Origin of the sequence: Prosthecobacter sp. (genome assembly GCF_049294395.1) — a bacterium.
Classification (GTDB): domain Bacteria; phylum Verrucomicrobiota; class Verrucomicrobiia; order Verrucomicrobiales; family Verrucomicrobiaceae; genus Prosthecobacter.
Genome location: NZ_JBAQCR010000386.1, coordinates 1 through 22284 on the forward strand (window position 1 = coordinate 1; position 22284 = coordinate 22284).

Sequence of the window (22284 nt, forward strand, 5' to 3'; positions counted from 1 at the left end):
GGGATTGCACTGAGACATAGGGAGGAAGCGGGTTCATCACTGCCGTTCGAATTGGAGCGCCCGGCTCATTGACAGGATTCACACGACAGGCGGACGGCGGCCTGAAATGAACGAGATCAAAAACAGCACAAGAAAAACCACGAAGCAAACGTGAGCGATCGATGCCGCCGTTCCAGCGACGCCGCCGAATCCAAGCGCCCCAGCAATGAGCGCGATGATGAGAAATGTGAGAGTATAGGATAACATAATATGACTTTCTGTTGCTTATGGTTCGCGTGTGACGGCATGGGCGGACGTATCCATCTGGCCCCGCTGACAGGTATGTGGTGACTAAGCGGCCAGCCGTGCGTTTTCGATGAGCGTCAGCAGGTGACGCTGGGCCCGCAGCACGGGCTGCTCATTACCAAAGGCCAGGTCCAGCACCGGCATGGTTTTATGAATGCGCTCCTCCAAGGCCTCGTCGTCGTCATCGAGATGAGCTGCGGCGTCCGCCAGTTTGACGAGGCGAGTCTGCCAGTCGCAGGCTTGCAGACGCTTGAGATGAACGCCTTCGTCCAAGTCTGGGGCACGGCTTAAACGCTCCACCCGGGATGCGATGAGGCGGCCAAACTGGCTTTCAATTTCTTCCAGCGAGACATCGGTTTTCTCCAGTACATTGTGCAGCAGCGCGGTGGCTAGCACGGGAGGTTCCTGACAATGATAGACCGCCGTGAGCGTGACAGCCACGCGTGTGGCCTGGGCGAACGAAGGCGGGACTTCATTGGGAGGCACTTCGCCTGCATGGGCATGGGCTGCAAATGCGGCGGCTTTTTGCCAGAGGGGCTGGGAGATGGCGGCTGCGATGTCAGCCTGCTGCTCGTGCAACTGGTCGTAGAAAAAGGAAGCCATGACATTCATGCCATGTAATCGTGCCTGCCCTGGAATCCGGATGTGGGCTGATCAACACCGCCTGTTTTTTGTCTTAGAGCAGGTCGTTGCAAGCTGGAGGAACTGGCGACGGTCAGTCGAGGTTCAGCTTGCGTGCCAGGCGGTTGAGAAGCCGGTGAATGCGGTCTGCTGTGTCGTCCCGCTGTTCGTGCGCTATGGATCAGGCGACGAGTGCTCCCACGAGCATTCCTGCGCCGAACACGCCCAGTGCCGAAGTGCCTGGATGTTCACGCAAGAGGCGTTCGCCGGACTGCAAAACTTCGGTGGCTTTTTCTTTGGTTCTTCCCAAAGCCCGGTCTGCCGCTCCTGCCGTCTCACCTGCAGTGGCACTTTCCCAGACACGAGCTGCCTTTTCGGAAAGATTTTCGGGATCGTCCAGCGTGGGAAGGGATGGATTGTTCATGGTGTTGGCTAGTTGAGGGTTCATAGACTAATCGCCCGCAACGAGCGCTGCGGCTGTACGGGTTCCCGTCCACGAGATGTCCCGAACTAGCCTTTATCAGGCTGGCGGGAGGCCAGCCTGGAGATGGCCTCCTGCAAAGCGGAGAACTCGACCGGCTTGGTGAGGTGCTCAGAAAAGCCCGCCTGCTGACTGCGTTCGACATCATCGTCCATGCCAAAGCCGCTCATTGCAATGGCAGGCGGACGCCAGCCGTAGAGGGCGAAGAACTGCTCCAGCAACTCGGTGCCACGCCCGTCAGGCAGTCCGATGTCCGAAATGAGCAGGTCGAATTCGTACCCGCGCGCGACTTCGAGGCTCTCGGCGAGGGAGGCCGCGGTGCGGACGATGTAGCCGCGCCGGGTCAGCAACCGTGTCAGCGTGCCCAGCGTGTCAGGATGATCTTCGACGACCAGCAAGCGCAGGCCTTCAGGGGGCGAGAGCGGATGCTTTGATTCTCCGTTGGGCTGATCTGAAGGCGTTGAGGAGGGGAGACGGACGGTGAACTTGGAGCCGCAATTGGGGCCGTCGCTGTGCGCAGCGATGACACCGCTGTGCATTTCCACCAGAGCCTTGCAGATGGCCAGCCCGAGACCGAGGCCCGCCTGAGTGTGCAGCGCACCCTGCTCAAAAGCATCAAAGATGCGGTCCAGCTTGTCGGGCACGATGCCAATGCCCTGGTCAGCGATCTGGACGCTGATGCGGCCTCCCGGTTCGGTGACATAGGTGCTCACTTCGATGGTGCTGTCCTCGGGGCTGAACTTTGCGGCATTGGTCAGCAGATTCCAGAAGACCTGCTGCAACCGGGCGAAATCTCCACGCACATGCGGGTCGGGGGCCTCCAGCTTTTCCATCACTCGAATCCGTCGTGTGGAAAGGTCCGGCTGGCAGGTTTTGATCGCCTGGCGCAGCGCCTCGTGAACATCCACCGGGTGGAGTTCAAGACGCAGCTTGCCATTGCGGATGCGCGCGAGATCGAGCAGGTCGTCAATCAGCCGAGCCTCCAGCCGCACATTGCGCTGAATGGTGTCGATGTGTTCGCGGACGGCGGGTGGGCATTCGATCTCCTCCAGCAGGGTGACTGCATGGACGATGGGTGAAAGCGGGGTGCGCAATTCATGCGACAGCATCGCCAGGAAACGGTCCTTGGCGGCGTTTGCCTCCTCGGCCTCGGCCTGCGCGGATTCTGCACGGATGCGGCGTTCGCGTTCCTCGGCCTCCCGCTCCAGCGCTTCATTGCGTGCGGCCAGCTCCATGTTGGCGATGCGGAGGGCCTCCTCCGCCGCCTGCCGCGTGCTGTTCATATCGGCGAGAGCGCGGGTCTTGCCGAAGAGGTCGACAAAGACGTTCACCTTGGAGCGCAGCACGGCGGGATTGATCGGCTTGGTGAGGTAATCGACCGCACCGACATCATAGCCGATCACGGCGTGTTCATCCTCGCGGTAGTGAGCGGTGAGAAAGATGATGGGGATGTGCTGGGTGCGTTTGCGTTCCTTGATCATCTTTGCCAGTTCGATCCCGCTCATGTCAGGCATCTGCACGTCCAGGACGATGGCTGCGAAATCTCCGTTCATCAGGGCCATCAGCGCCTCGGCTCCGGTCTGTGCTTTGATCAGCCTGTAGCTGGCGCCATTGAGAACACTCTCGATCGCCAGGAGGTTCTTGCTGTCGTCGTCAACGACGAGCACCGTGGGTTTGTCCCGCAGCGGTACTTTGTGAGTGGAGGTGTCAATGGGCATGGCGGCGGCTTTCAGCGATGCAGCCAGACGCGGAGCAATGAGAGCAACTGGTCGGTGTTGACCGGCTTGGCAATGTAATCGCTCGCTCCGGCTTCCAGACATTTTTCACGGTCGCCTTTCATCGCCTTCGCGGTCAGTGCAAGGATCGGAAGGTTGCGAAACTCCGGTTGTTTGCGGATCTCCCGCATCGTTTCGTAGCCATCCATCTCCGGCATCATGATGTCCATCAGCACCATGGCGAGGTCATCAGTGGCCTGGATCAGCTCGATGGCCTGGCGCCCGTTGGTGGCGCTGAGGATTTCCATGTCCTGGTTTTCCAGCACCGTTGAGAGGGCGAAGATGTTGCGGGCGTCATCGTCCACGATCAGGACTTTGCGTCCGCGCAGCACCTCGTTGGTGCCGTGCAGGCTTTCCAGCATCTGCCGCTTGCTTTCCGGGAGGTCTGCCAGCACGCGGTGCAGGAAGAGGGCGGTTTCATCCAGCAGGCGCTCGGGCGACTTCACGTCCTTGAGCACGATGCTCTTGGCCATGGTGCGCAGACGGGATTCTTCCGCACTGGAGAGGTCCTTGCCAGTGAAGACCACGACAGGCACATCTCTCAGGCTGGGTTCTTCATGGATGCGGTCCAGCAGATCAAAGCCGGTCATGTCAGGCAGGCGCAGATCAAGAACGCAGCAGTCAAAGTGGCGGTCGAGCAACGTGGTGAAGGCTTCCTCACCCGTTGCCACAGTTTTGATCTCAATGTCGTCGTGACCGAGCAGTTCGACGATGCTCTGCCGCTCGGTGTCGTTGTCTTCGACGACGAGTAGACGCTTGGTGCGTGGAGCGACGAAGGTTTTGATTTTGTCGAAGGCGCTTTCCAAATCTTCCGTGGTCGCCGGTTTCACCAGGTAGGAGAAGGCACCGCGTGACAGGCCATGGCTGCGCTCCTCCTCCAGGGTGATGATCTGCACGGGGATGTGGCGGGTTTCGGGGGAGAGCTTGAGATTGTTCAGCACCGTCCAGCCGAGCATGTCGGGGAGGAAGATGTCGAGGGTGATCGCCGTGGGGTGATACTGACGCGCGAGCGTCAGCGCCTCATGACCGCGCGTGGCGACGAGACCTTTGAAGCCCTTGTCACGCGCCAGCCCGAGGAGCACACGAGCGTAGTGGGGATCGTCCTCGACGATGAGAGCCGCGAGATCTCCGACCTCCACGTTGGCGCGGTCGTCCTCGATACGTTCGTCGCGGGGAATGGCCACTGGCAGAGCGATGGAGGGGCGGGGATTGCTTTTTCCTTCGCTGACTGGATTGGGCAATGAGTTGGAAGGGCCGAAATAGACCAGTGGCAGGAAGAGGGTGAAGGTACTGCCTTCATTGGGCGTGCTGGCGAGCCGGATTTCACCGCCGAGCAGAGATGCCAGCTCACGCGAGATGGCGAGACCGAGACCGGTGCCGCCATACTTGCGGGAGGTGCCGGCATCCGCCTGCTGGAAGGCCTCGAAGATAAGGCGCTGTTTTTCGGGGGCGATGCCGATGCCGGTGTCGGTGATCGAAATCGCGATGACGGCTCCCGCCCGGTTGAGATTGGGATGGTCGGGACTCCAGCCGCCTTCGGCCAGTTTCACATTCATGCGCACCTGCCCGGCAGCCGTGAACTTGAAGGCATTGGACAGCAGGTTCTTGATGATCTGCTGGAGACGCTTGGAGTCGCTGGTGAAGGCGAAGGGCAGATTGGAGTCGAACTCCATGATGAAGGGCAGGTTTTTGCTTTCCGCAATGTGGCGGAAGCTGCGCTCCACGGAATCCCGCAGGGAGTTGAAGCTGATCTCCTCGGCATCCACCGAGACCGTGCCCGACTCGATCTTCGAGAGGTCGAGAATGTCGTTGATCAGATTGAGCAGGTCGGAGCCGGCGGAGTGAATGTTGCGGGCGAATTCGACCTGTTTCGGATTCAAATTTCCCACGGAATTTTCGCCAAGCTGCTGGCCGAGAATGAGGATGGAATTGAGCGGTGTGCGCAGTTCGTGCGACATGTTGGCAAGGAACTCGGATTTGTACTTCGAGGTCAGCGCCAGCTCCGCAGCCTTTTCTTCCAGCGCGCGGCGTGCCTGCTCGATCTCCTTGTTCTTGCGCTCCACCTCGGCGTTTTGGTCGGCGAGTTCCTGAGCCTTCTGCTCCAGCTCTTCGTTTGTCTGCTGCAGCTCCTTCTGGCCTGACTGCAATTCAGCCGTGAGCTGCTGGCTCTGCTGCAGGAGGCCTTCCGTGCGCATCGTCGCCTCAATGGTGTTGAGCACGACGCCGATGGACTGCGTGAGCTGTTCGAGGAAGTTGAGATGGCCGTCGGTGAAGGGGTGCATGGCCGCGAGTTCGATGACCGCCTTGGTCTGGCCTTCATACAGCACCGGCAGCACCACCACATTGGCGGGCCGTGTTCTGCCGAGTGAGGAATGGATGGGCGTGTAATCCTTCGGCACGTCGGTCAGGAGCACGCGCTGCTTTTCCCGCGCGCACTGGCCGACGAGGCCGTCGCCGAGTTCAATCTGGTCTGGCAGATCCTTTTCATTCGCGTAGGCGGCGAGGCGTTGCAGGCGTGGATTTTCATCATCGCCGGAGGTGAGCTGATAGACCGTGCCCTGCTGTGAATCGACCAGCGGCGCGAGTTCGGAGAGGAGCATCTGGCCGACGGTGTAAAGATCGCGCTGGCCCTGGAGCATGCGGGTGAACTTCGCGAGGTTGGTCTTGAGCCAGTCCTGCTCCTTGTTGCGCTCCGTGGTGACGCGGAGGTTGTCGATCATCGTGTTGATGTTGTCCTTCAGTTCGGCCACCTCACCGCGTGTCTCCACTTGGATGGAGCGGGTCAAGTCGCCCTTCGTCACGGCGGTGGCGACTTCAGCGATGGCGCGCACCTGAGTGGTGAGGTTGGCGGCGAGGAGGTTCACGTTACCGGTAAGATCCTTCCAAGTACCAGCGGCACCTGGCACGTTGGCCTGGCCACCGAGACGGCCTTCCACGCCCACTTCACGCGCGACGTTCGTCACCTGATCGGCAAAGGTCGCAAGGGTGTCGGTCATGTTGTTGATGGTTTCAGCGAGCGCCGCCACTTCACCTTTTGCCTGCACGGAGAGGCGCTGGCGGAGGTTGCCGTTGGCCACGGCGGTCACGACCTTCACGATGCCGCGCACCTGATCGGTGAGATTGGCGGCCATCACGTTCACAGAATCGGTCAAATCCTTCCATGTGCCAGCCACGCCGGGCACCACGGCCTGACCGCCGAGCTTGCCTTCGGTGCCGACTTCACGCGCCACACGCGTCACTTCGGAGGAGAAGGCGTTGAGCTGATCGACCATCGTGTTGATGGTGTTTTTGAGTTCGAGAATTTCCCCCTTCACGTCGACCGTTATCTTGCGGGAAAGGTCACCACGAGCCACGGCGGTGGTTACTTCGGCGATGTTTCGCACCTGGTCTGTGAGGTTGGTGCCCATGGCGTTCACGGAGTCGGTCAAATCCTTCCATGTGCCCGCCACACCGGGCACCACGGCCTGCACGCCGAGACGGCCTTCGGTGCCGACTTCGCGGGCCACGCGCGTCACTTCCGAGGCGAAGGAACGGAGCTGTTCCACCATGGTGTTGATGGTTTCCTTGAGCTGAAGAATTTCACCGCGCACGTCCACGGTGATCTTGCGGGAAAGGTCACCGTTGGCCACGGCGATGGTCACTTCTGCGATGTTGCGAACCTGACCGGTGAGGTTGGAGGCCATGGAGTTCACGTTGTCGGTGAGATCCTTCCACGTGCCCGCCACACCGGACACCTGGGCCTGACCGCCGAGCTTGCCTTCCGTGCCCACTTCGCGGGCCACGCGGCTCACTTCGGAGGCGAAGCCGTTGAGCTGATCGACCATCGTGTTGACGGTGTTTTTCAGCTCAAGAATTTCCCCCTTCACGTCCACCGTGATCTTGCGGGAAAGGTCGCCTTTCGCGATGGCGGTGGCCACGTCGGCGATGTTGCGAACCTGACCGGTGAGATTGGAGGCCATGGAGTTCACATTGTCGGTGAGACCCTTCCACGTTCCCGCCACACCCGGCACCTGGGCCTGACCGCCGAGCTTGCCTTCCGTGCCCACTTCACGCGCCACGCGCGTCACTTCGGAGGCGAAGGAGCGGAGCTGCTCCACCATCGTGTTGATGGTTTCCTTGAGTTCGAGAATTTCACCGCGCACGTCCACCGTGATCTGCTTGGACAAGTCCCCGTTGGCCACGGCAATGGTCACTTCCGCGATGTTACGCACCTGGGAGGTGAGGTTGGAGGCCATGGAGTTCACGTTGTCGGTGAGATCCTTCCACGTTCCCGCCACACCGGAGACCTGGGCCTGACCGCCGAGCTTGCCCTCCGTGCCCACTTCACGGGCCACGCGGCTCACTTCGGAAGCGAAGGCGTTGAGCTGGTCCACCAGCGTGTTGATCGTGTCTTTCAGCTCCAAAATCTCCCCCTGCACATCCACCGTGATTTTGCGCGACAAGTCACCGCGTGCCACCGCCGTGGTCACTTCGGCGATGTTACGCACCTGCGCCGTGAGGCTGTTGGCCATGGAGTTGACGTTGTCAGTCAAATCCTTCCAAGTGCCCCCCACATCCGGCACCTGGGCCTGACCGCCGAGCTTGCCTTCGGTGCCCACTTCGCGTGCCACGCGGCTCACTTCAGAGGCGAAGGCATTGAGCTGGTCCACCATGGTGTTCATGGTTTCCTTGAGCTGCAGAATTTCACCCTTCACGTCCACGGTGATCTTGCGTGACAAGTCGCCCTTCGCGATGGCGGTGGCCACGTCCGCGATGTTGCGCACCTGACCGGTGAGGTTGGAGGCCATGGAGTTCACGTTGTCGGTGAGATCCTTCCACGTGCCCGCCACACCGCGCACCTGGGCCTGACCGCCGAGCTTGCCGTCGGTGCCCACTTCGCGCGCGACGCGGCTCACTTCGGAGGCGAAGCCGTTGAGCTGATCGACCATGGTGTTGAGGGTGTTCTTCAGTTCGAGAATTTCCCCCTTCACGTCCACGGTGATTTTCTTGGACAAGTCCCCATTGGCCACAGCGGTAGCCACTTCGGCGATGTTGCGTACCTGGCCGGTGAGGTTGGAGGCCATGGAGTTCACGTTGTTGGTCAAGTCCTTCCACGTGCCAGCGACCCCGCCCACTTCCGCCTGGCCACCGAGCTTGCCCTCCGTGCCCACTTCACGAGCCACGCGGCTCACTTCGGAGGCGAAGGCGTTCAGGCGGTCCACCATCGTGTTGAGGGTGTTCTTCAGTTCGAGAATTTCACCTTTCACGTCCACCGTGATTTTACGGGACAGGTCACCGCTGGCAATGGCCGTGGCCACGTCCGCAATGTTGCGCACCTGGTCGGTCAGGTTGTTGGCCATGAAGTTCACGTTGTCGGTGAGATCTTTCCACGTTCCCGCCACACCTTGCACCTGCGCCTGGCCGCCGAGCTTGCCTTCGGTGCCCACTTCGCGCGCCACGCGGCTCACTTCGGAGGCGAAGGCGTTGAGCTGGTCCACCATTGTGTTGATCGTGTTCTTCAGTTCCAGGATTTCTCCCTTCACTTCCACGGTGATCTTGGACGAAAGGTCGCCTTTGGCGATGGCGGTGGCCACGTCGGCGATGTTGCGCACCTGGCCGGTGAGGTTGGACGCCATGGAGTTCACGTTGTCCGTCAAATCCTTCCAAGTGCCCCCCACCCCGGGTACGATGGCCTGGCCGCCAAGCTTGCCTTCTGTGCCGACTTCACGTGCCACGCGCGTGACTTCGGAGGCGAAACCGTTCAACTGGTCCACCATGGTGTTGATGGTGTTTTTAAGTTCCAGAATTTCTCCCTTCACGTCCACCGTGATCTTGCGTGACAAGTCGCCACGGGCCACGGCGGTGGTTACGTCAGCGATGTTGCGCACCTGGCCGGTGAGGTTGGAGGCCATCGCGTTCACGGAGTCGGTGAGATCCTTCCAGGTGCCGGCGACACCGGACACTTCGGCCTGACCGCCGAGCTTGCCTTCCGTGCCCACTTCACGCGCGACGCGCGTCACTTCGGAGGAGAAGGCGTTGAGCTGGTCCACCATGGTGTTGATGGTTTCCTTGAGTTCGAGAATTTCGCCTTTCACGTCCACGGTGATCTTGCGGGAAAGGTCACCACGAGCCACGGCCGTCGTCACGGCGGCGATGTTACGCACCTGGGCGGTGAGGTTGGAGGCCATGGAGTTCACGGAGTCGGTGAGATCCTTCCAGGTGCCGGCCACGCCGGGCACCACAGCCTGACCGCCGAGACGACCTTCGGTGCCCACTTCACGCGCCACGCGCGTCACTTCAGAGGCAAAGGAACGGAGCTGGTCCACCATGGTGTTGATGGCCTCCTTGAGCTGAAGAATTTCACCGCGCACGTCCACCGTGATCTTTTTCGACAAGTCACCGGCGGCGACCGCGATGGTCACGTCCACGATGTTACGCACCTGGGCGGTGAGGTTGCCCGCCATCTGGTTCACGGATTCGGTCAGATCCTTCCAAACACCGGAGACGCCCTTCACCTGGGCCTGTCCGCCGAGCTTGCCTTCGGTGCCCACTTCGCGTGCCACACGTGTCACTTCCGAGGTGAACACGGATAGCTGGTCGATCATGCGGTTCACCAGCTTGGCGGAATGCAGGAACTCGCCCTCCAGGGGGCGGCCATCAACCTCGATGGCCATGGACTGCCCGAGATCACCCTTGGCCACGGCACCGATGGTGCGCGTGACTTCCGTCGTCGGACGAACCAGGTCGTCCATCAGCGTATTGAGCGCCTGCACTTCATCCGCCCAGCCGCCTACCATGCCGGTGATGACGATGCGCTGGCGAAGGCGTCCTTCCTTGCCCACCACGCGGGACACGCGGGCCGCCTCGCCCGCACGGCGTTCGCTCATGCCGAGCACGTCGTTGAAGGCATCGGCGATCTTGCCACGCACGCCTGTCCAGCCCTCAGGCAAACGAGTGGTGAAGTCCCCCTTGCGAAAGGCCAGCATGGCGGCCAGAAGCTCAAGCTCCCAGGACTCTCCGCTGCCATTTCCACTGCCATTCGTGCTGGTATTTTTCTTTTCAGCGGCCCGTTTCCTCGGCGCGGGTGGGGCGGTGGAACCAGCAGGGGAGCGAGATGAAATTGTTCTCATGGCAAAAAGCGATCTTTGGCCTATCGCACCTCATCGACCATCAGGATGTGTCCTGATCGGTGTATCAGAAACTATTTTTGCCAACCAATCCGGGGTGGGAGGACGATTTCGTGTCGCCGACACAAATTTGATACATCCGCCAGAATCTCCCGCCGCGATTGCTTCCAAACGGTCAGCCGCCAAACAGCGGTGTGGCAGGACTTTATATTTTTGGAATTTGTCCGCTCTCGTGTTCGAACAGGAACTCCCACCTTCTATTCGCAGTTTCATCTCCCGTCATGTCCGCTCGGTCGAACAGCTGGAGATTCTGATTCTGCTTAGTCGTGAAGCGAACACTGCATGGACGGTCCAGAAGGTTTACGACACCATTTTGAGCACGCCTCAATCCGTGGAACGGTGGCTCGATGAAATGGTGAGGAACGGTCTGCTGGAAAAGATGGCAGAACCGGCCGTCTGCTATCGGTGCACGGCAGAGGCCAGCCTGATTTCCCAGATGAGAGAGCTCGGAAACATTTACCGTACCCGGCCAGTTCGAGTCATTGAGGCCATCTATCGTCGCGATACAACCGCCGCCCAGAGTTTCGCTGACGCGTTCAAAATCAAAAACAACGATCAAAAGTCATGATAGGTTCGATCATCTACCTCTTGTGTGCTTTCACCAGTCTTGGTGCAGCGGTGCTGTTGTGGCGGGGCTACCGTCGCAGCCGCCAGCGGCTGCTGTACTGGAGTTCGCTGTGTTTTGCGATCCTGGCGGTTTCCAATGGCCTACTCATCCTGGATCTTGTGGTGTTTCCAGATGTGTACATTTTGCCGTGGCGGAACTTCGTCACGCAGGTGGCGCTGCTCGTTCTTTTATACGGACTCATCTTTGAATCTGACTAGCCATGATGCTGAACCAATTCTTCAACGGTGCCGCCACCATCAGCCTGCTGGTCATCTCGTGGTTTTTTATCCGGTTCTGGAAAAGGACACGAGACAGGCTGTTCCTCTACTTCGCCTCTGCATTCACGATCCTGATGGTGGAGCGGATTGTGCGTGCCGTCATGGCGGTGGACACCGAATGGGCTCCGTACGTCTATCTCATTCGCCTCGCCGCATTCGTCACCATCATTGCCGCCGTGGTGGACAAGAACCGCCGTTCCTGAAACTGCTCTGGATCAGGCGGCGAGTGTCTTCGAATTTGCCGCCAGGGGCAGCGTGATGATGAACTCCGCTCCGGGGGATTCGTTTTCAGCGAGGATGACGGTGCCGCCCATTTTGTCCACCAAACGCTTCACGATGGAGAGGCCGAGTCCGGTGGAGGGTTCATCTCCCGTGGGCTGTGCGCTGAGGCGTCCGTAGCGGCGGAACATTTTGGTGCGGTCCTCAGCGGTGAAGCCGGGACCGGTGTCGCGCACATGGCACTTGGCCATGCCTGCCATCGGCTCGTGAACGGTGACCTCCACCATGCCGCCTTCGGAGGAAAACTTGATGGCGTTGGAGACGAGGTTTTCCAAAGCCTGGGTCAGACCCTCGGTGTCTGCATTGACAAACACCTCTGCCGTGGGCGTGTGGGTGGTCAGAACGATTTTTTTGGCATTCGCCGCCGGCTGGTGGCTGGAGGCGATTTTTGTCACCACGGTGCACAAGTTCACGGAGGTGTTTTTCAACTGAAGCTGCTCCGCGCATTGATTGGCCAGGAACTCCTGCATGAATGAGAGCATGCGTTCGCTGGCGTTCACGATGTTCTCCACCAGCGGCGTGCAGCGGGGGGGGAGCTCGGAGAGCCGGGACTGCAGCAGGCTGGCGCTGAGCTTCATGCCGGCGAGGCTGTTCTTCAGGTCATGGGCAAGGATGCCGATGATTTCATCCTTGTCCTCAACAAGTGCGCGGAGCTGGTCTTTGGCGCGCTTGAGTGCCAGCTGGGTACGAACACGGGAGAGCAGCTCCGCCATGTTGAAGGGCTTGGTGACGTAATCCACGCCGCCTGCCTCGAGCGCCTGCACGATGACGTTTTTATCATCATCCGCCGAGAGGAAGATGACGGGGATGTCTGCCCAGCTGGCGTTGGATTTAATCTGGCGGCAGGTGGTGAGACCGTCGATATCCGGCATCATGACATCCAGCAGGATGAGGTCAGGGGTGCATGAGAAAAGCTGCTGGAAGGCCTGCTCCGCATTACGGGCAAGGGTGATGTCATAGGACATCATGGTGAGGACGTTTCCAATGCCCCGGAGATTCTCCTCCTGGTCATCAACAATGAGGATCGTTACTTTGTCCGGTATAGTCATGAAGTGTTAGCCTTAGTCGATGATGCTGAGGAGATGATTGTTCAAATTATTTTCGTCATGTTCAACGAATGACATTGCTCTGCCTGCATGCTTCATGAATGAAGGTTCATGCCGCGAGGCGCGCAGCTGCCAGCATCTCGCGTGTCAGTGCCCTGAATGCAGCGGGAAAAGAAATGCGGCGCGCAGCAGGGGCTGAGGAAGGCTTTCAGAATTTTTTCCATGATTCTTGGGTGGAGCTTGGCGGAAATTCGTCTTTGCCATGCTTTATGGTTGTGCCTATTTATTAAACAGGGCTGCGTCACAGCTGCCGACTCATTTCGCGTACCCGGCCGGTTGCAGCTTCAAGCGGCGGTCGTGCGTGGTGGCAGCTGGATCCTGGAGGTGAAGGTCTGCTCCACGTCGAGGTCGCCGAGACAGCCCAGGTAATCGAGGAGCTCCATTGTGCAGGCATTGGTCCAGCCAAAGCCGGGTTCGTTGGTGGGATAGCCGAATATGATCTTGCCCTGCACATCACTGGTCATATTCTCCACATCGTATTTTTCAAACAACAGTCCGGTGCGGCGGAACTCATTGATCACCAACGTCACAAAGCGTCGTGCGATGCGGCGCGCCTCATGGCGGTAGCCATAGCGGTGCAGGCCCATGACGGCGAGGTAGTTCAGGGGTGCCCAGCCAAAGGGCTTGTCCCACTGGCAGCCGCTGAGGTGCAGGCTGGTGAGAAGGCCACCGCGAGCCTCAAACTCCGGGAGGCGCGAGACGATGCGTGCGGCCTGCTCTCGTGAGGCCAGACCCGCCCACATGGGCCAGAAGGTGGTGGCAAAGGGATAGGCGCGGCGCTTAACTGCGCGCCCGTCGTAGTCAAAGAACATGCCGGCCTCTTCGTCCCAAAAGTGAGCGTTCATGATCGCCGCGCGCTGCCGGGCGCGATCCAGCCAGACGTCGAGCGTGGCGGTGGCATCGAGAAACTCGCGGATTTTGGCGATGTCGAGCTCAAGCTTCCAGAGCAGCGTATTGAGGCAGACGGGGAGGATGTCGAGCACATCCAGATTGGCGAAGCCAAAGCGGCCGCTGACATCAAAGCCGGACTCGCGCATGCTGCGGTCGGCATGGTAGGCGTGGGGCGTCAGCGCGCCGGTTTCCGGATCAAGGAAGCTGCTGGCATCCTGCACATACTCGCCGCCTGCGGCGAGGTTCATGCGCAGGCGTTCATAGTGATTGTGGCCGTTTTCGTCGACCTCCCCCCGTACCACTTCCGGTGCCGGTCCTTGAGCAAAGTCATAGTAGCGGGACAGATTGATGCCGGACACATGGTGCGGCGGCACAGTCCAGTAGTAGTAGAATTTTTCGAGCAGTGGCAGGGCACGGCGCAGCCAGGTGATGTCACCCGAGGCACGGTAAACGGCCAGCACCAGGCGACCGAGAAAAGGCGGATGAGAGCGGGTGAGGTAGTAGGTGCGGTTGGCCGTGAGGACGGTGCCATAATGCTCCACCTGATAGAGGCACTGGTCGGCAATGGCCCGGGCCATGGGCACGCGCCCCTGCCGCAGCAGGCCGAGAGCGATGAAGTAGCTGTCCCAGCCGTACATCTCATTGAAACGGCCGCCGGGCACCACATAGCGCCCCGGCAGAAAGAGCAGCCCATGCTCCTCGATACGGGCGGGGTCTGATGGCAGCACCTTGAGCCGCACGGTGGTCGTCTTGCCGGTGGTGGATGATTTTTCAAAGATGCGCTGCACACGCGGGAGATCTTCTGAAGCCGAGATGTACACCGGACTGGAGTGGGTGCTGTCCTCGCCGAGTTTGACATCGCTCAGGGCCTCCGTGACCTGACGCAGCCCGCGACTGAGACCGTGCCACTCTGACTGGATATGGTGGACGAGCCGGGCGATGTCGGCTGTGGATGGAAATATGGGTTCTTCCTTGATCACAGAGAGGGGCGGTTTGTAGTTTTCTACCACCATTTGTCAGCGGGAGGACGATTGACTGTGTGAGACATATCGATTCACACGCGGAAATGGGATGTGACATTCAACCGAAATACCACCGGGTCATCCGGTCAGCACTATGATTTCCAGTCGCACATGGACCCGGGAGCTGCTGAGTGAACTGATTGAGACCCGGCTCGGCGGGGTGAAGTTCATCGTCGTCTCCAATCGTGAACCGCATATGCACCGCTATGGGGAGGGAGGTGATCTGGAATGCATCGAGACGACCGGCGGTCTGGCAACGGCCCTGAGGCCCATTTTGGCTGCCACGAAGGGAACGTGGATCGCCCATGGTGCGGGCAATGCGGACCGTGACACGGTGGATGAGCACGACTGCCAGGCCGTGCCGCCTGGGAATCCCAGCTACAAGCTGCGCCGTGTGTGGCTGACGCCGGAGCAGGAGGAGGGCTACTACTATGGCTTTGCCAACGAAGGGCTGTGGCCGCTCTGCCACATCGCCTTCAAGCGCCCGGTGTTTCGAAAAGCCAACTGGGAGAGCTATCAGGAGGTGAACCGCTTGTTTGCCAGGGCCGTGATCGAGGAGGCGGGGAAGGAGCCTGCCATCATCTTCATTCAGGACTACCACTTCTGCCTGCTGCCCCACATGCTGAAAGAGATGGGGCATGAGAAGCTCATCGTGGCCCAGTTCTGGCACATTCCCTGGCCGAATCCTGAGATGTTTCGCGCGTGCCCGTGGTCGCAGGAACTTGTGGAAGGCCTGCTGGGCAATGACTTGCTGGGCTTCCATATTCAAAACCATTGCCAAAATTTCTTCGAGACGGTGGACCGCTCTCTGGAAGCGATGTTGGACCGCGAGAGCTGGCAGATCACGCGTGGCGGCCACGTCACGCGTGTGCGCCCGTTTCCGATCAGCATCGACTTTGAGGCAGCGACGGCGCTCAGCACCAGCGCGGAGGTGCAGGCCGCCATGGAGAAGTGGCGGCGCAAGCTGAGGCTGGGAGACCGCCTGCTGGGAGTGGGCATCGAGCGACTGGACTATACCAAAGGCATCCCGGAGCGGCTGCGCGCGCTGGACTGCTTCATTGAGGCACATCCCGAATGGCGGGGAAAATTTACGTTTGTGCAGATCGCCGCGCCCAGCCGGTCGCACCTGCCGGAATATCAGGCCGTGGAGGATGAGATCGAGGGACTGGTGGACCACCTGAACTGGCGCTGGGGTCGCATGGGCTGGCAGCCGGTGGTGTTTCTGAAGCAGCAGCATGGCCCGGTGGACATGGCGGCCCTGCACCGGCTGTGCCGGTTTTTCATCGTGAACTCGCTGCACGATGGCATGAACCTCGTGGCGAAGGAATTTGCCGCCAGCCGTGATGACAATGACGGGGTGCTCATCCTGAGCCGCTTTACCGGCGCCTCCCGCGAGCTGGACACCGCGCTGGGGGTGAACCCTTTTGCGATCGAAGAAACAGCGCAGGCCATTCACCAGGCGCTGACGATGGAGCCGGAGGAGCGGGAGTGGCGAATGAAGGCCATGCGGGAAAAGGTGGCGTATAACAATGTCTATCGCTGGGCGGGAAGCATCCTCTCCCGGCTCATGAAGCTGGACATCCCCGAGGCTCCTTGAAACCATGAAACCGCACTGGACTGAACAACGCAGCGCTTTGCAGTACTGGCTGCTGATGAGTCCGCGAATTCTGATCGGCTGTGACTTCGACGGCACGCTGGCCCCCATCGTGGCACATGCGGATGACGCACGTCTTCCGGCGTCCACACGGGAGGTGCTGCAGAGACTGATCGCCATGACTGGAGTCACGCTGGCCTTCATCTCCGGCCGATCACTGGCAGACTTGCAACAACGAATTGGTCTGCCGGGCGCGCTGTATGCGGGCAACCACGGGCTGGAGATGACAGGGCAGGGGGGCTCAGTCACTCTGGCTCCCGGTGTGCTGGAAAGCCTGCCTGCCATGTGTGAAGTGCAGAATGGGCTGACGTCTTTGCTCAACCCGATTCAAGGTGTGTGGATCGAGGACAAAGGGCTGACGCTCTCCGTGCACTATCGGCTCGCGGAGCACAGCCGTCATGCGGAGATTGAGCGGCTTGTTAGGCATGCGGTGAGTGAGAATAAGCATCTGATCGTCAAACCTGCCAAGTGCATCTGGGAAATCCGCCCGGTGGTAGACTGGGACAAGGGCACGGCGCTGCGGCAGTTCATGCAACACCAGCAAGTGCCCGCAGGCGCCACCGCTTTCCTGGGCGATGACATCACGGACGGTGATGCTTTCCGCGAACTGCCGGATGGGTGGACTTTCTTTGTGGGAGAGGATGAAAGCGTGGCCGCGCGGCTCTGGGTGCGTGATGTGCAGGACTGTGCCGCCCTGCTGGTATGGATGGCTGAGGTCAGAGCCGCAGCCCGAGTGCTGCGGTGAGAAAAAACCACTTTGCGTCCTCCTGTCTGTGCGGCATGCCGCCACGATCATGGAACACTGGCCAGCGCCAACTCCTTTTCCAAAATGGCGAGGCTGGTTTTTAGCACGGTGTCGGGGTTCAGTGAGATGCTGTCGATTCCCTGCTCGACGAGGAACTGGGCAAACTCGGGATAGTCGCTCGGAGCCTGGCCGCAGATGCCGATCTTGCGGTGCTTTTCACGGCAGACTTTGATGACCTGGGCGATCATGTTTTTCACGGCGGGGTTCCGTTCGTTGAAGATGGGCGCGACGATCTCGCTGTCGCGATCCACGCCGAGGATGAGCTGTGTGAGATCGTTGGAGCCGATGCTGAAGCCGTCAAAGATTTCGGCGAATTCGGCGGCGAGGATGACGTTGCTGGGGATCTCGCACATGACGTAGATTTCCAAGCCGTTCACGCCGCGCTTGAGACCGTGCTTTTCCATCTCGGCCTGCACGCGCAGGCCTTCGTCGATGGTACGGCAGAAGGGGATCATCACTTTGAGATTGGTCAGGCCCATGTCCTCACGCACACGCCGCACCGCCTGGCATTCGAGGGCGAAGCCCGCCTGATAGCGCGGATGGTAGTAGCGGGAGGCGCCACGGAAGCCGATCATGGGATTCTCCTCCACCGGCTCATAGGCTTTGCCGCCGATGAGGTTGGCGTACTCGTTGGACTTGAAGTCGCTGAGGCGGAGGATGACATCCTTCGGATAAAACGCTGCTGCGAGCATGGCGACGCCCTGTGCGAGGCGATCAACAAAGTACTGCGGCTTGTCCGTGTAGCTGCTGGTGAGTTTTTCGATTTCCGCTTTGGCCGCCTGGTCTGCGAGCTTGTCAAAGTCCAGCAGCGCGAGCGGATGGACTTTGATGTAGGTGTTGATGATGAACTCCATGCGGGCGAGGCCGACGCCATCGTTTGGGAGGAATGAAAGCGCGAAGGCTTCCTCGGGATTGGCGAGGTTCATCATCACCTTGGTGCGCGGGCGCTGGAGGTCTTTGATGTTGGTTTGCTGCACCTCGAAGGGGAGATTGCCTTCATAGACGGTGCCGGTATCTCCCTCGGCGCAGGAGATGGTGACGACCTGGCCTTCCTTGAGGACTTCGGTGCCGTGTTCGGTGCCGACGATGGCAGGCACGCCGAGTTCCCGGCTGACGATGGCGGCATGACAGGTGCGGCCGCCGCGATTGGTGACGATGGCGGCGGCCTTCTTCATCACCGGTTCCCAGTCGGGGTCGGTCTTGTCGGCCACGAGGATGTCGCCTTCACGGAACTCACGCAGATACTCGACGCTTTTCACCACGCGCACGGGGCCGGATGCAATCTTCTCACCGACGCTGCGGCCGGTGATGAGGACTTTGCCATGCTGCTTTAGCTTGAAGGTCTGGATGACGTCGCGGTCTTTCTGCGCCTGCACGGTTTCAGGCCGGGCTTGAACGATGAACAGCTCGCCGGTGCGGCCATCCTTCGCCCACTCGATGTCCATCGGCGTCGGCTGGCCGCGTTTGGCGGAGTAGTGATCTTCAATGATGCAGGCCCAGCGGGCGAGCTGAAGGATGTCCTCATCGCTGAGTGCAAAGCGTGCACGGTCTCCGGGGGAGACGGGCACGTTTTTGACCATGCGGCTGCCACCGTTGTCATAGATGAGCTTGAACTCCTTGGATCCTACACGCTTCTGTAAAACGGGCCGGAAGCCCTGTTTCAAGGTGGGCTTGAAGACGTAGTATTCGTCTGGATTCACGGAGCCGAGCACGACGTTCTCGCCCAGACCATAAGCGGCATTGATGAGCACAGCGTCGCGGAAGCCGGTCTCGGTGTCGATGGTGAACATGACGCCCGCAGAGCCAAGGTCAGACCGCACCATGCGCTGCACGCCGATGGAAAGAGCAATGGCGGTGTGCTCAAAGCCCTGATCCACGCGATAGGAGATGGCGCGATCGGTAAACAGCGAGGCAAACGAACGTCGGCAGTGCTCCAGCAGCGAGGCGTTCCCCTGCACATTGAGGTAAGTCTCCTGCTGACCTGCAAAGCTGGCATCCGGCAGATCCTCCGCAGTGGCGCTGCTGCGCACAGCGACATCCAGCGGCAGCTTGCCGGGGCCGCTGAGACCCAGATAAGCCGCCAGAATTTCATCTGCCAGATCAGAGGGGAGCGCCGTGGCGAGGATGGCCTGGCGCACCTCGCTGCCGCGTTGCTGGAGGTTGTCCATGTCGGCGGTGTTCAATCCGCTGAGAATCTCCTGAATGCGCACCTCCAGCCCCGTGCTGCGCAGGAAATGACGGTAGCCTTCTGCGGTGACGGCGAAGCCATCCGGCACCTTCACGCCCTGTGAGCTGAGTTCATGGAACATTTCGCCCAGTGAGGCATTCTTGCCGCCGACGAGTGGAATGTCGCCAATCGAGATGTCGGCGAACCAACGGATGAAACGAGGTGATGTGGTCATGGTATAAACTTTCACGTCTTGGCAGACTTGCTCGGCCAGCATTGGCGAACACTGGGCCGATCATGTGGCCCTCGCGAACGAGCCGGGTTCAAGCTGTTTCCTCCCAGCAGGTGGGTGCGCCCATGTTCAGGACAGCTTCAGCAGAAAGATGTCAGCCCCGGGATACGCAGCCGCTGCGCGTGCCGCCCATGCTGCGTCAGCAATCACGATCACGGCTGTCATCACCGCAAATGAGGGCAGAACTTCATGGAGCGGCAGATAACGGACGCCTTCTGAATCGTCCTCCATCTCCGTCTGGCTGGAGCGCGCCACATAGGCATAGCCATCGTGGTTGAGGTGGTGTGCCAGAGCCTTCACCCTGTCATCGGGCGAAAGGGCAGCCGAGCCGCATGCGACGGGCTCAGGGGCGATGATGAGAAAGTTGCGGTAGGGCGGCTGACGCTCTGCATCAGAAACTGCCGCACGAATGGCGAAAACCTGGAGGGCTTGTTTCATGGGGGGCGAGATCAGCTCTCAGTTCTTGCGAGGTCTGTTTCTTGAGTTTCCACTGCGTGCACGGTTTGGGCCATGCAGTCCTGAAAACGTTTCATGCTATGCTCCAGGGAGCGGCTGAGCGAAGGCATGGGATCGCCAAGCCATCGGTACACGCCGCTCAAGTCGAAGCCGACTTGCACCATGATCCAGGTGCGGAGGTGGCTGATCGGCTCAAAGCATACAGCACCAAAGCCGGGGTGAGGTGTGCCCTGAACGCTCTTCCAGGCGATGCGGTCAAAGGGCACCTGCTCGCAAACTTTCGCCTGCCACGCAAACTGGTCGAGCGTAGTCCGGATGCGCCAGGTCATGCGGCTGCCATCATGAGACTCGGGCAGTTCAGTCCCCCGCATGAAATGGGGAAACTCATCAAACCTGATCCAGGCATCATAGGCTGCAGTGAACGGAACAGGCACCTCGATGGACATGACCAGATAAGATCCTTCTTCATCGCTGATCGTGCTGAGGATGAGGTTCAGTCTGTCTCCAGAAAGCACCGCATCTTCGCACACGATTTCCAATGAGGAAGGCTCAGTGCCAGCATCCAGCTGCTGCTTAGGGGGCGGTGGCATCCGTTTCTGTTTGCCGACCTTGACTCGTGGTAACAGGGAATGCCGCCGGGTGGCGTGGCCGCAGTGTCTGCGCTCCTGGCGATAACGCTTGGTTTTCATGGCTGATGGTTGGCTCATAAGTGGGATTGCTGAGGGACGGCGGCCTGGCGCGTGAGGAAAGGCCGCCATGCGGCGCTAGCGTGCTTCGACGTCGGTCATGCGGGATCGAGGTTTTTCACGCCTGGGCAGATGGACGATCAGAAGATCCCCCTTGAACTCCATGCTCGCCGCCTCGCTGACCACATCCTCCGGCAGGGTGAAGTTCAGCAAAAAGCTGCTGTGCTGGCTCGTGAGGCGGTGATAATGCTTCTCCTTGTTGTGCTCCTCAAATTCGCTGGTGAGCTCAGCGGAGATGGTCAGCACATCGCCGTTCACCATCGCGATGACTTGATCGTGCCCGACATCTGCCAACTGCGCTGTGACCATGTATTCATGCGGACACTCCAGGAAGTCACAGGCCGGGTTTAAAGCCGGTTGCGAATGCAGTTTACGCGGGCTGCCAAGGTCCGTCAGCCAGCGGTGCTTGAAAAGTGAGCCGACCCGACGGGCGAGACTGGTCAGATTCAGATCGCGGGACGTGTGGCAGTTTCCTCCGTCTGAATCTTCACCGTCGGACAAAACCGGCCGGAGCTGCCTGGAGTGTGCGGGCATGCAACCACCGGAAATTTCACTTAAAATTTCCTGTCTCAGATGGCGGATGTTCCCGGCGGCTGGTGTCTCCTGCTGAAAGTTTCCAGTTCTCATGCGCCGATGCTAAAATGTGCGCAGGCATGGGCAATGGGGAGACTCTCCCGACGCATCTCAGCCAATGGCTGAGGCGATCCCGGCTTGGTGGCAGAATGCCCGCATCAGTTCCGCACCACGCGCACGGGGCTGCCGTTGTCCACCCACTCGTAGAAGAATTTGGCGGGATTGCCGCCGTCCAAGGGGACGCGGATGCAGCCATGGGAAGCTGGGTAATTTGGCACGGAGGTGAAGCCGTGGATGAAGACGTTGCCGTAGATCTGCACGCTCCATGGCATGGGCGCGTTGTTGAAAAGCTTGGAATAATGCATCCGCTGACGGAAAGGGCCTGCGGTAAAGTTACCGGCCGGAGTGCGACCATTGCGGCCGGAGCTGATGTGGGTTTGCAGCACCAGGCGGCTGCCCTGCCAGGCACGGAGCTGCTGTTTGGCCAGGCTGACTTCCACCTGCTTGGGGCTGACGATGAGGGTGAAGCGGTGAAAGCCCCACCCGACCACGATGCGGCCGTCTTCCTCACGGATGAAGACTCTCGCGCCTGCCAGTTCGAGATCACTGGTGCGGATGAGCTCCGTGCCATCGATGAGCTGGCGCAATGAACCGGCGGGCACGGCAACGTCGTGAAGACGAACACAGCGGCCAATCTCATCACGCTGCACCTTCCAGTGCAACTGATCCGCTGCTTCATTGAGGGGCACGTAAATGACATCGGGCACCAAAGCGAAAGTCACGGCTTCCAGCGGCGCTTCGGCCCGCAGTGTGGTCTGGCCCAGCCAGACCTGGCATGCCAGGCAGATGATGAGGGTAAAGCGGGTCAATAAAGACATGGGAGGAGGAAGCTTCATACCTGCTCCCCCACCCAGCGGACGGCGTAGTGGATGAGTTCGGTGCCGTTTTTGAGGCCGAGCTTTTCCTTGATGTGGCCGCGATGAGTGTCCACGGTTTTGAGGCTGATGTGGAGTTCCTGGGCGATGGCGCGGTTGTCCTTGCCCTGGCCGGTGAGGCGGAGGATTTCGAGTTCGCGGTCGG

Annotated in this window: 18 protein-coding genes; 5 read left to right on the plus strand and 13 right to left on the minus strand. The window is 60.1% G+C overall.

Annotation, left to right across the window (positions count from 1 at the left end):
* Positions 1-78: 78 nt before the first annotated feature.
* The 5 genes from WAW39_RS25845 to WAW39_RS25865 all read right to left on the minus strand — a co-directional run bounded on the left by WAW39_RS25845 (position 79) and on the right by WAW39_RS25865 (position 10127).
* Entirely contained in the window at positions 79-246 is a 168-nt protein-coding gene (locus tag WAW39_RS25845; protein ID WP_422322044.1) for a DUF1328 domain-containing protein, read from the minus strand.
* Between the two features lie 84 nt (positions 247-330).
* Positions 331-888, minus strand: a complete 558-nt coding sequence (locus WAW39_RS25850; protein ID WP_422322045.1) for an HD domain-containing protein — start codon at positions 886-888, stop codon at positions 331-333.
* Positions 889-1087: 199 nt separating this feature from the next.
* Positions 1088-1330 (minus strand): hypothetical protein, encoded by a 243-nt coding sequence (locus WAW39_RS25855; protein ID WP_422322046.1) that lies wholly within the window; start codon positions 1328-1330, stop codon positions 1088-1090.
* Positions 1331-1416: 86 nt separating this feature from the next.
* Complete coding sequence (locus WAW39_RS25860; RefSeq protein WP_422322047.1) at positions 1417-3105, minus strand: response regulator; 1689 nt, start codon at positions 3103-3105, stop codon at positions 1417-1419.
* Between the two features lie 11 nt (positions 3106-3116).
* On the minus strand, positions 3117-10127 hold the full coding sequence (locus tag WAW39_RS25865; protein ID WP_422322048.1) for a HAMP domain-containing protein: 7011 nt from the start codon (positions 10125-10127) through the stop codon (positions 3117-3119).
* Positions 10128-10182: 55 nt separating this feature from the next.
* Here WAW39_RS25865 and WAW39_RS25870 point away from each other — a divergent pair, with 55 nt between their 5' ends.
* From WAW39_RS25870 to WAW39_RS25880, 3 genes are read left to right on the plus strand one after another with little or no spacing between them, the layout of a single operon-like run.
* Entirely contained in the window at positions 10183-10896 is a 714-nt protein-coding gene (locus WAW39_RS25870) for a hypothetical protein (protein WP_422322049.1), read from the plus strand.
* On the plus strand, positions 10893-11153 hold the full coding sequence (locus WAW39_RS25875) for a DUF5985 family protein (protein WP_422322050.1): 261 nt from the start codon (positions 10893-10895) through the stop codon (positions 11151-11153). The genes WAW39_RS25870 and WAW39_RS25875 overlap by 4 nt, the downstream gene beginning before the upstream one ends.
* Before the next feature lie 2 nt (positions 11154-11155).
* Positions 11156-11416, plus strand: coding sequence for a DUF5985 family protein (locus tag WAW39_RS25880; RefSeq protein WP_422322051.1), 261 nt, complete (start codon positions 11156-11158; stop codon positions 11414-11416).
* Between the two features lie 12 nt (positions 11417-11428).
* Here the strand turns inward: WAW39_RS25880 and WAW39_RS25885 are convergent, their stop codons facing one another.
* Entirely contained in the window at positions 11429-12541 is a 1113-nt protein-coding gene (locus tag WAW39_RS25885) for a hybrid sensor histidine kinase/response regulator (RefSeq protein ID WP_422322052.1), read from the minus strand.
* Between the two features lie 341 nt (positions 12542-12882).
* Positions 12883-14502, minus strand: a complete 1620-nt coding sequence (locus WAW39_RS25890) for a trehalase family glycosidase (RefSeq protein WP_422322053.1) — start codon at positions 14500-14502, stop codon at positions 12883-12885.
* A 103-nt stretch (positions 14503-14605) separates the two neighbouring features.
* Here WAW39_RS25890 and WAW39_RS25895 point away from each other — a divergent pair, with 103 nt between their 5' ends.
* Both WAW39_RS25895 and otsB read left to right on the plus strand, forming a co-directional pair.
* Positions 14606-16108: an alpha,alpha-trehalose-phosphate synthase (UDP-forming) gene (locus WAW39_RS25895; RefSeq protein ID WP_422322054.1), complete on the plus strand. Its 1503-nt coding sequence runs from the start codon at positions 14606-14608 to the stop codon at positions 16106-16108.
* A 4-nt stretch (positions 16109-16112) separates the two neighbouring features.
* Positions 16113-16910 (plus strand): trehalose-phosphatase, encoded by a 798-nt coding sequence (otsB, locus tag WAW39_RS25900; RefSeq protein ID WP_422322055.1) that lies wholly within the window; start codon positions 16113-16115, stop codon positions 16908-16910.
* A 47-nt stretch (positions 16911-16957) separates the two neighbouring features.
* Here otsB and ppsA read toward each other — a convergent pair whose 3' ends face one another.
* The 6 genes from ppsA to WAW39_RS25930 form a co-directional block, all read right to left on the minus strand.
* The gene (gene ppsA, locus WAW39_RS25905; RefSeq protein WP_422322056.1) at positions 16958-19372 is read right to left on the minus strand and encodes a phosphoenolpyruvate synthase; all 2415 of its coding nucleotides are present in this window, start codon (positions 19370-19372) and stop codon (positions 16958-16960) included.
* A gap of 126 nt (positions 19373-19498) precedes the next feature.
* Positions 19499-19867 (minus strand): hypothetical protein, encoded by a 369-nt coding sequence (locus WAW39_RS25910; RefSeq protein ID WP_422322057.1) that lies wholly within the window; start codon positions 19865-19867, stop codon positions 19499-19501.
* 11 nt (positions 19868-19878) lie between these two features.
* Positions 19879-20574, minus strand: coding sequence for an SRPBCC family protein (locus tag WAW39_RS25915; RefSeq protein ID WP_422322058.1), 696 nt, complete (start codon positions 20572-20574; stop codon positions 19879-19881).
* A 75-nt stretch (positions 20575-20649) separates the two neighbouring features.
* A complete protein-coding gene (locus tag WAW39_RS25920) occupies positions 20650-21165 on the minus strand; it encodes an Hsp20/alpha crystallin family protein (protein ID WP_422322059.1) in 516 nt (171 codons plus the stop codon).
* Between the two features lie 197 nt (positions 21166-21362).
* Positions 21363-22082, minus strand: coding sequence for a L,D-transpeptidase (locus tag WAW39_RS25925; protein WP_422322060.1), 720 nt, complete (start codon positions 22080-22082; stop codon positions 21363-21365).
* A gap of 14 nt (positions 22083-22096) precedes the next feature.
* Positions 22097-22284, minus strand: a 188-nt coding sequence (locus tag WAW39_RS25930; protein ID WP_422316529.1) for a response regulator transcription factor, incomplete at its 5' end; no start/stop codon positions are given.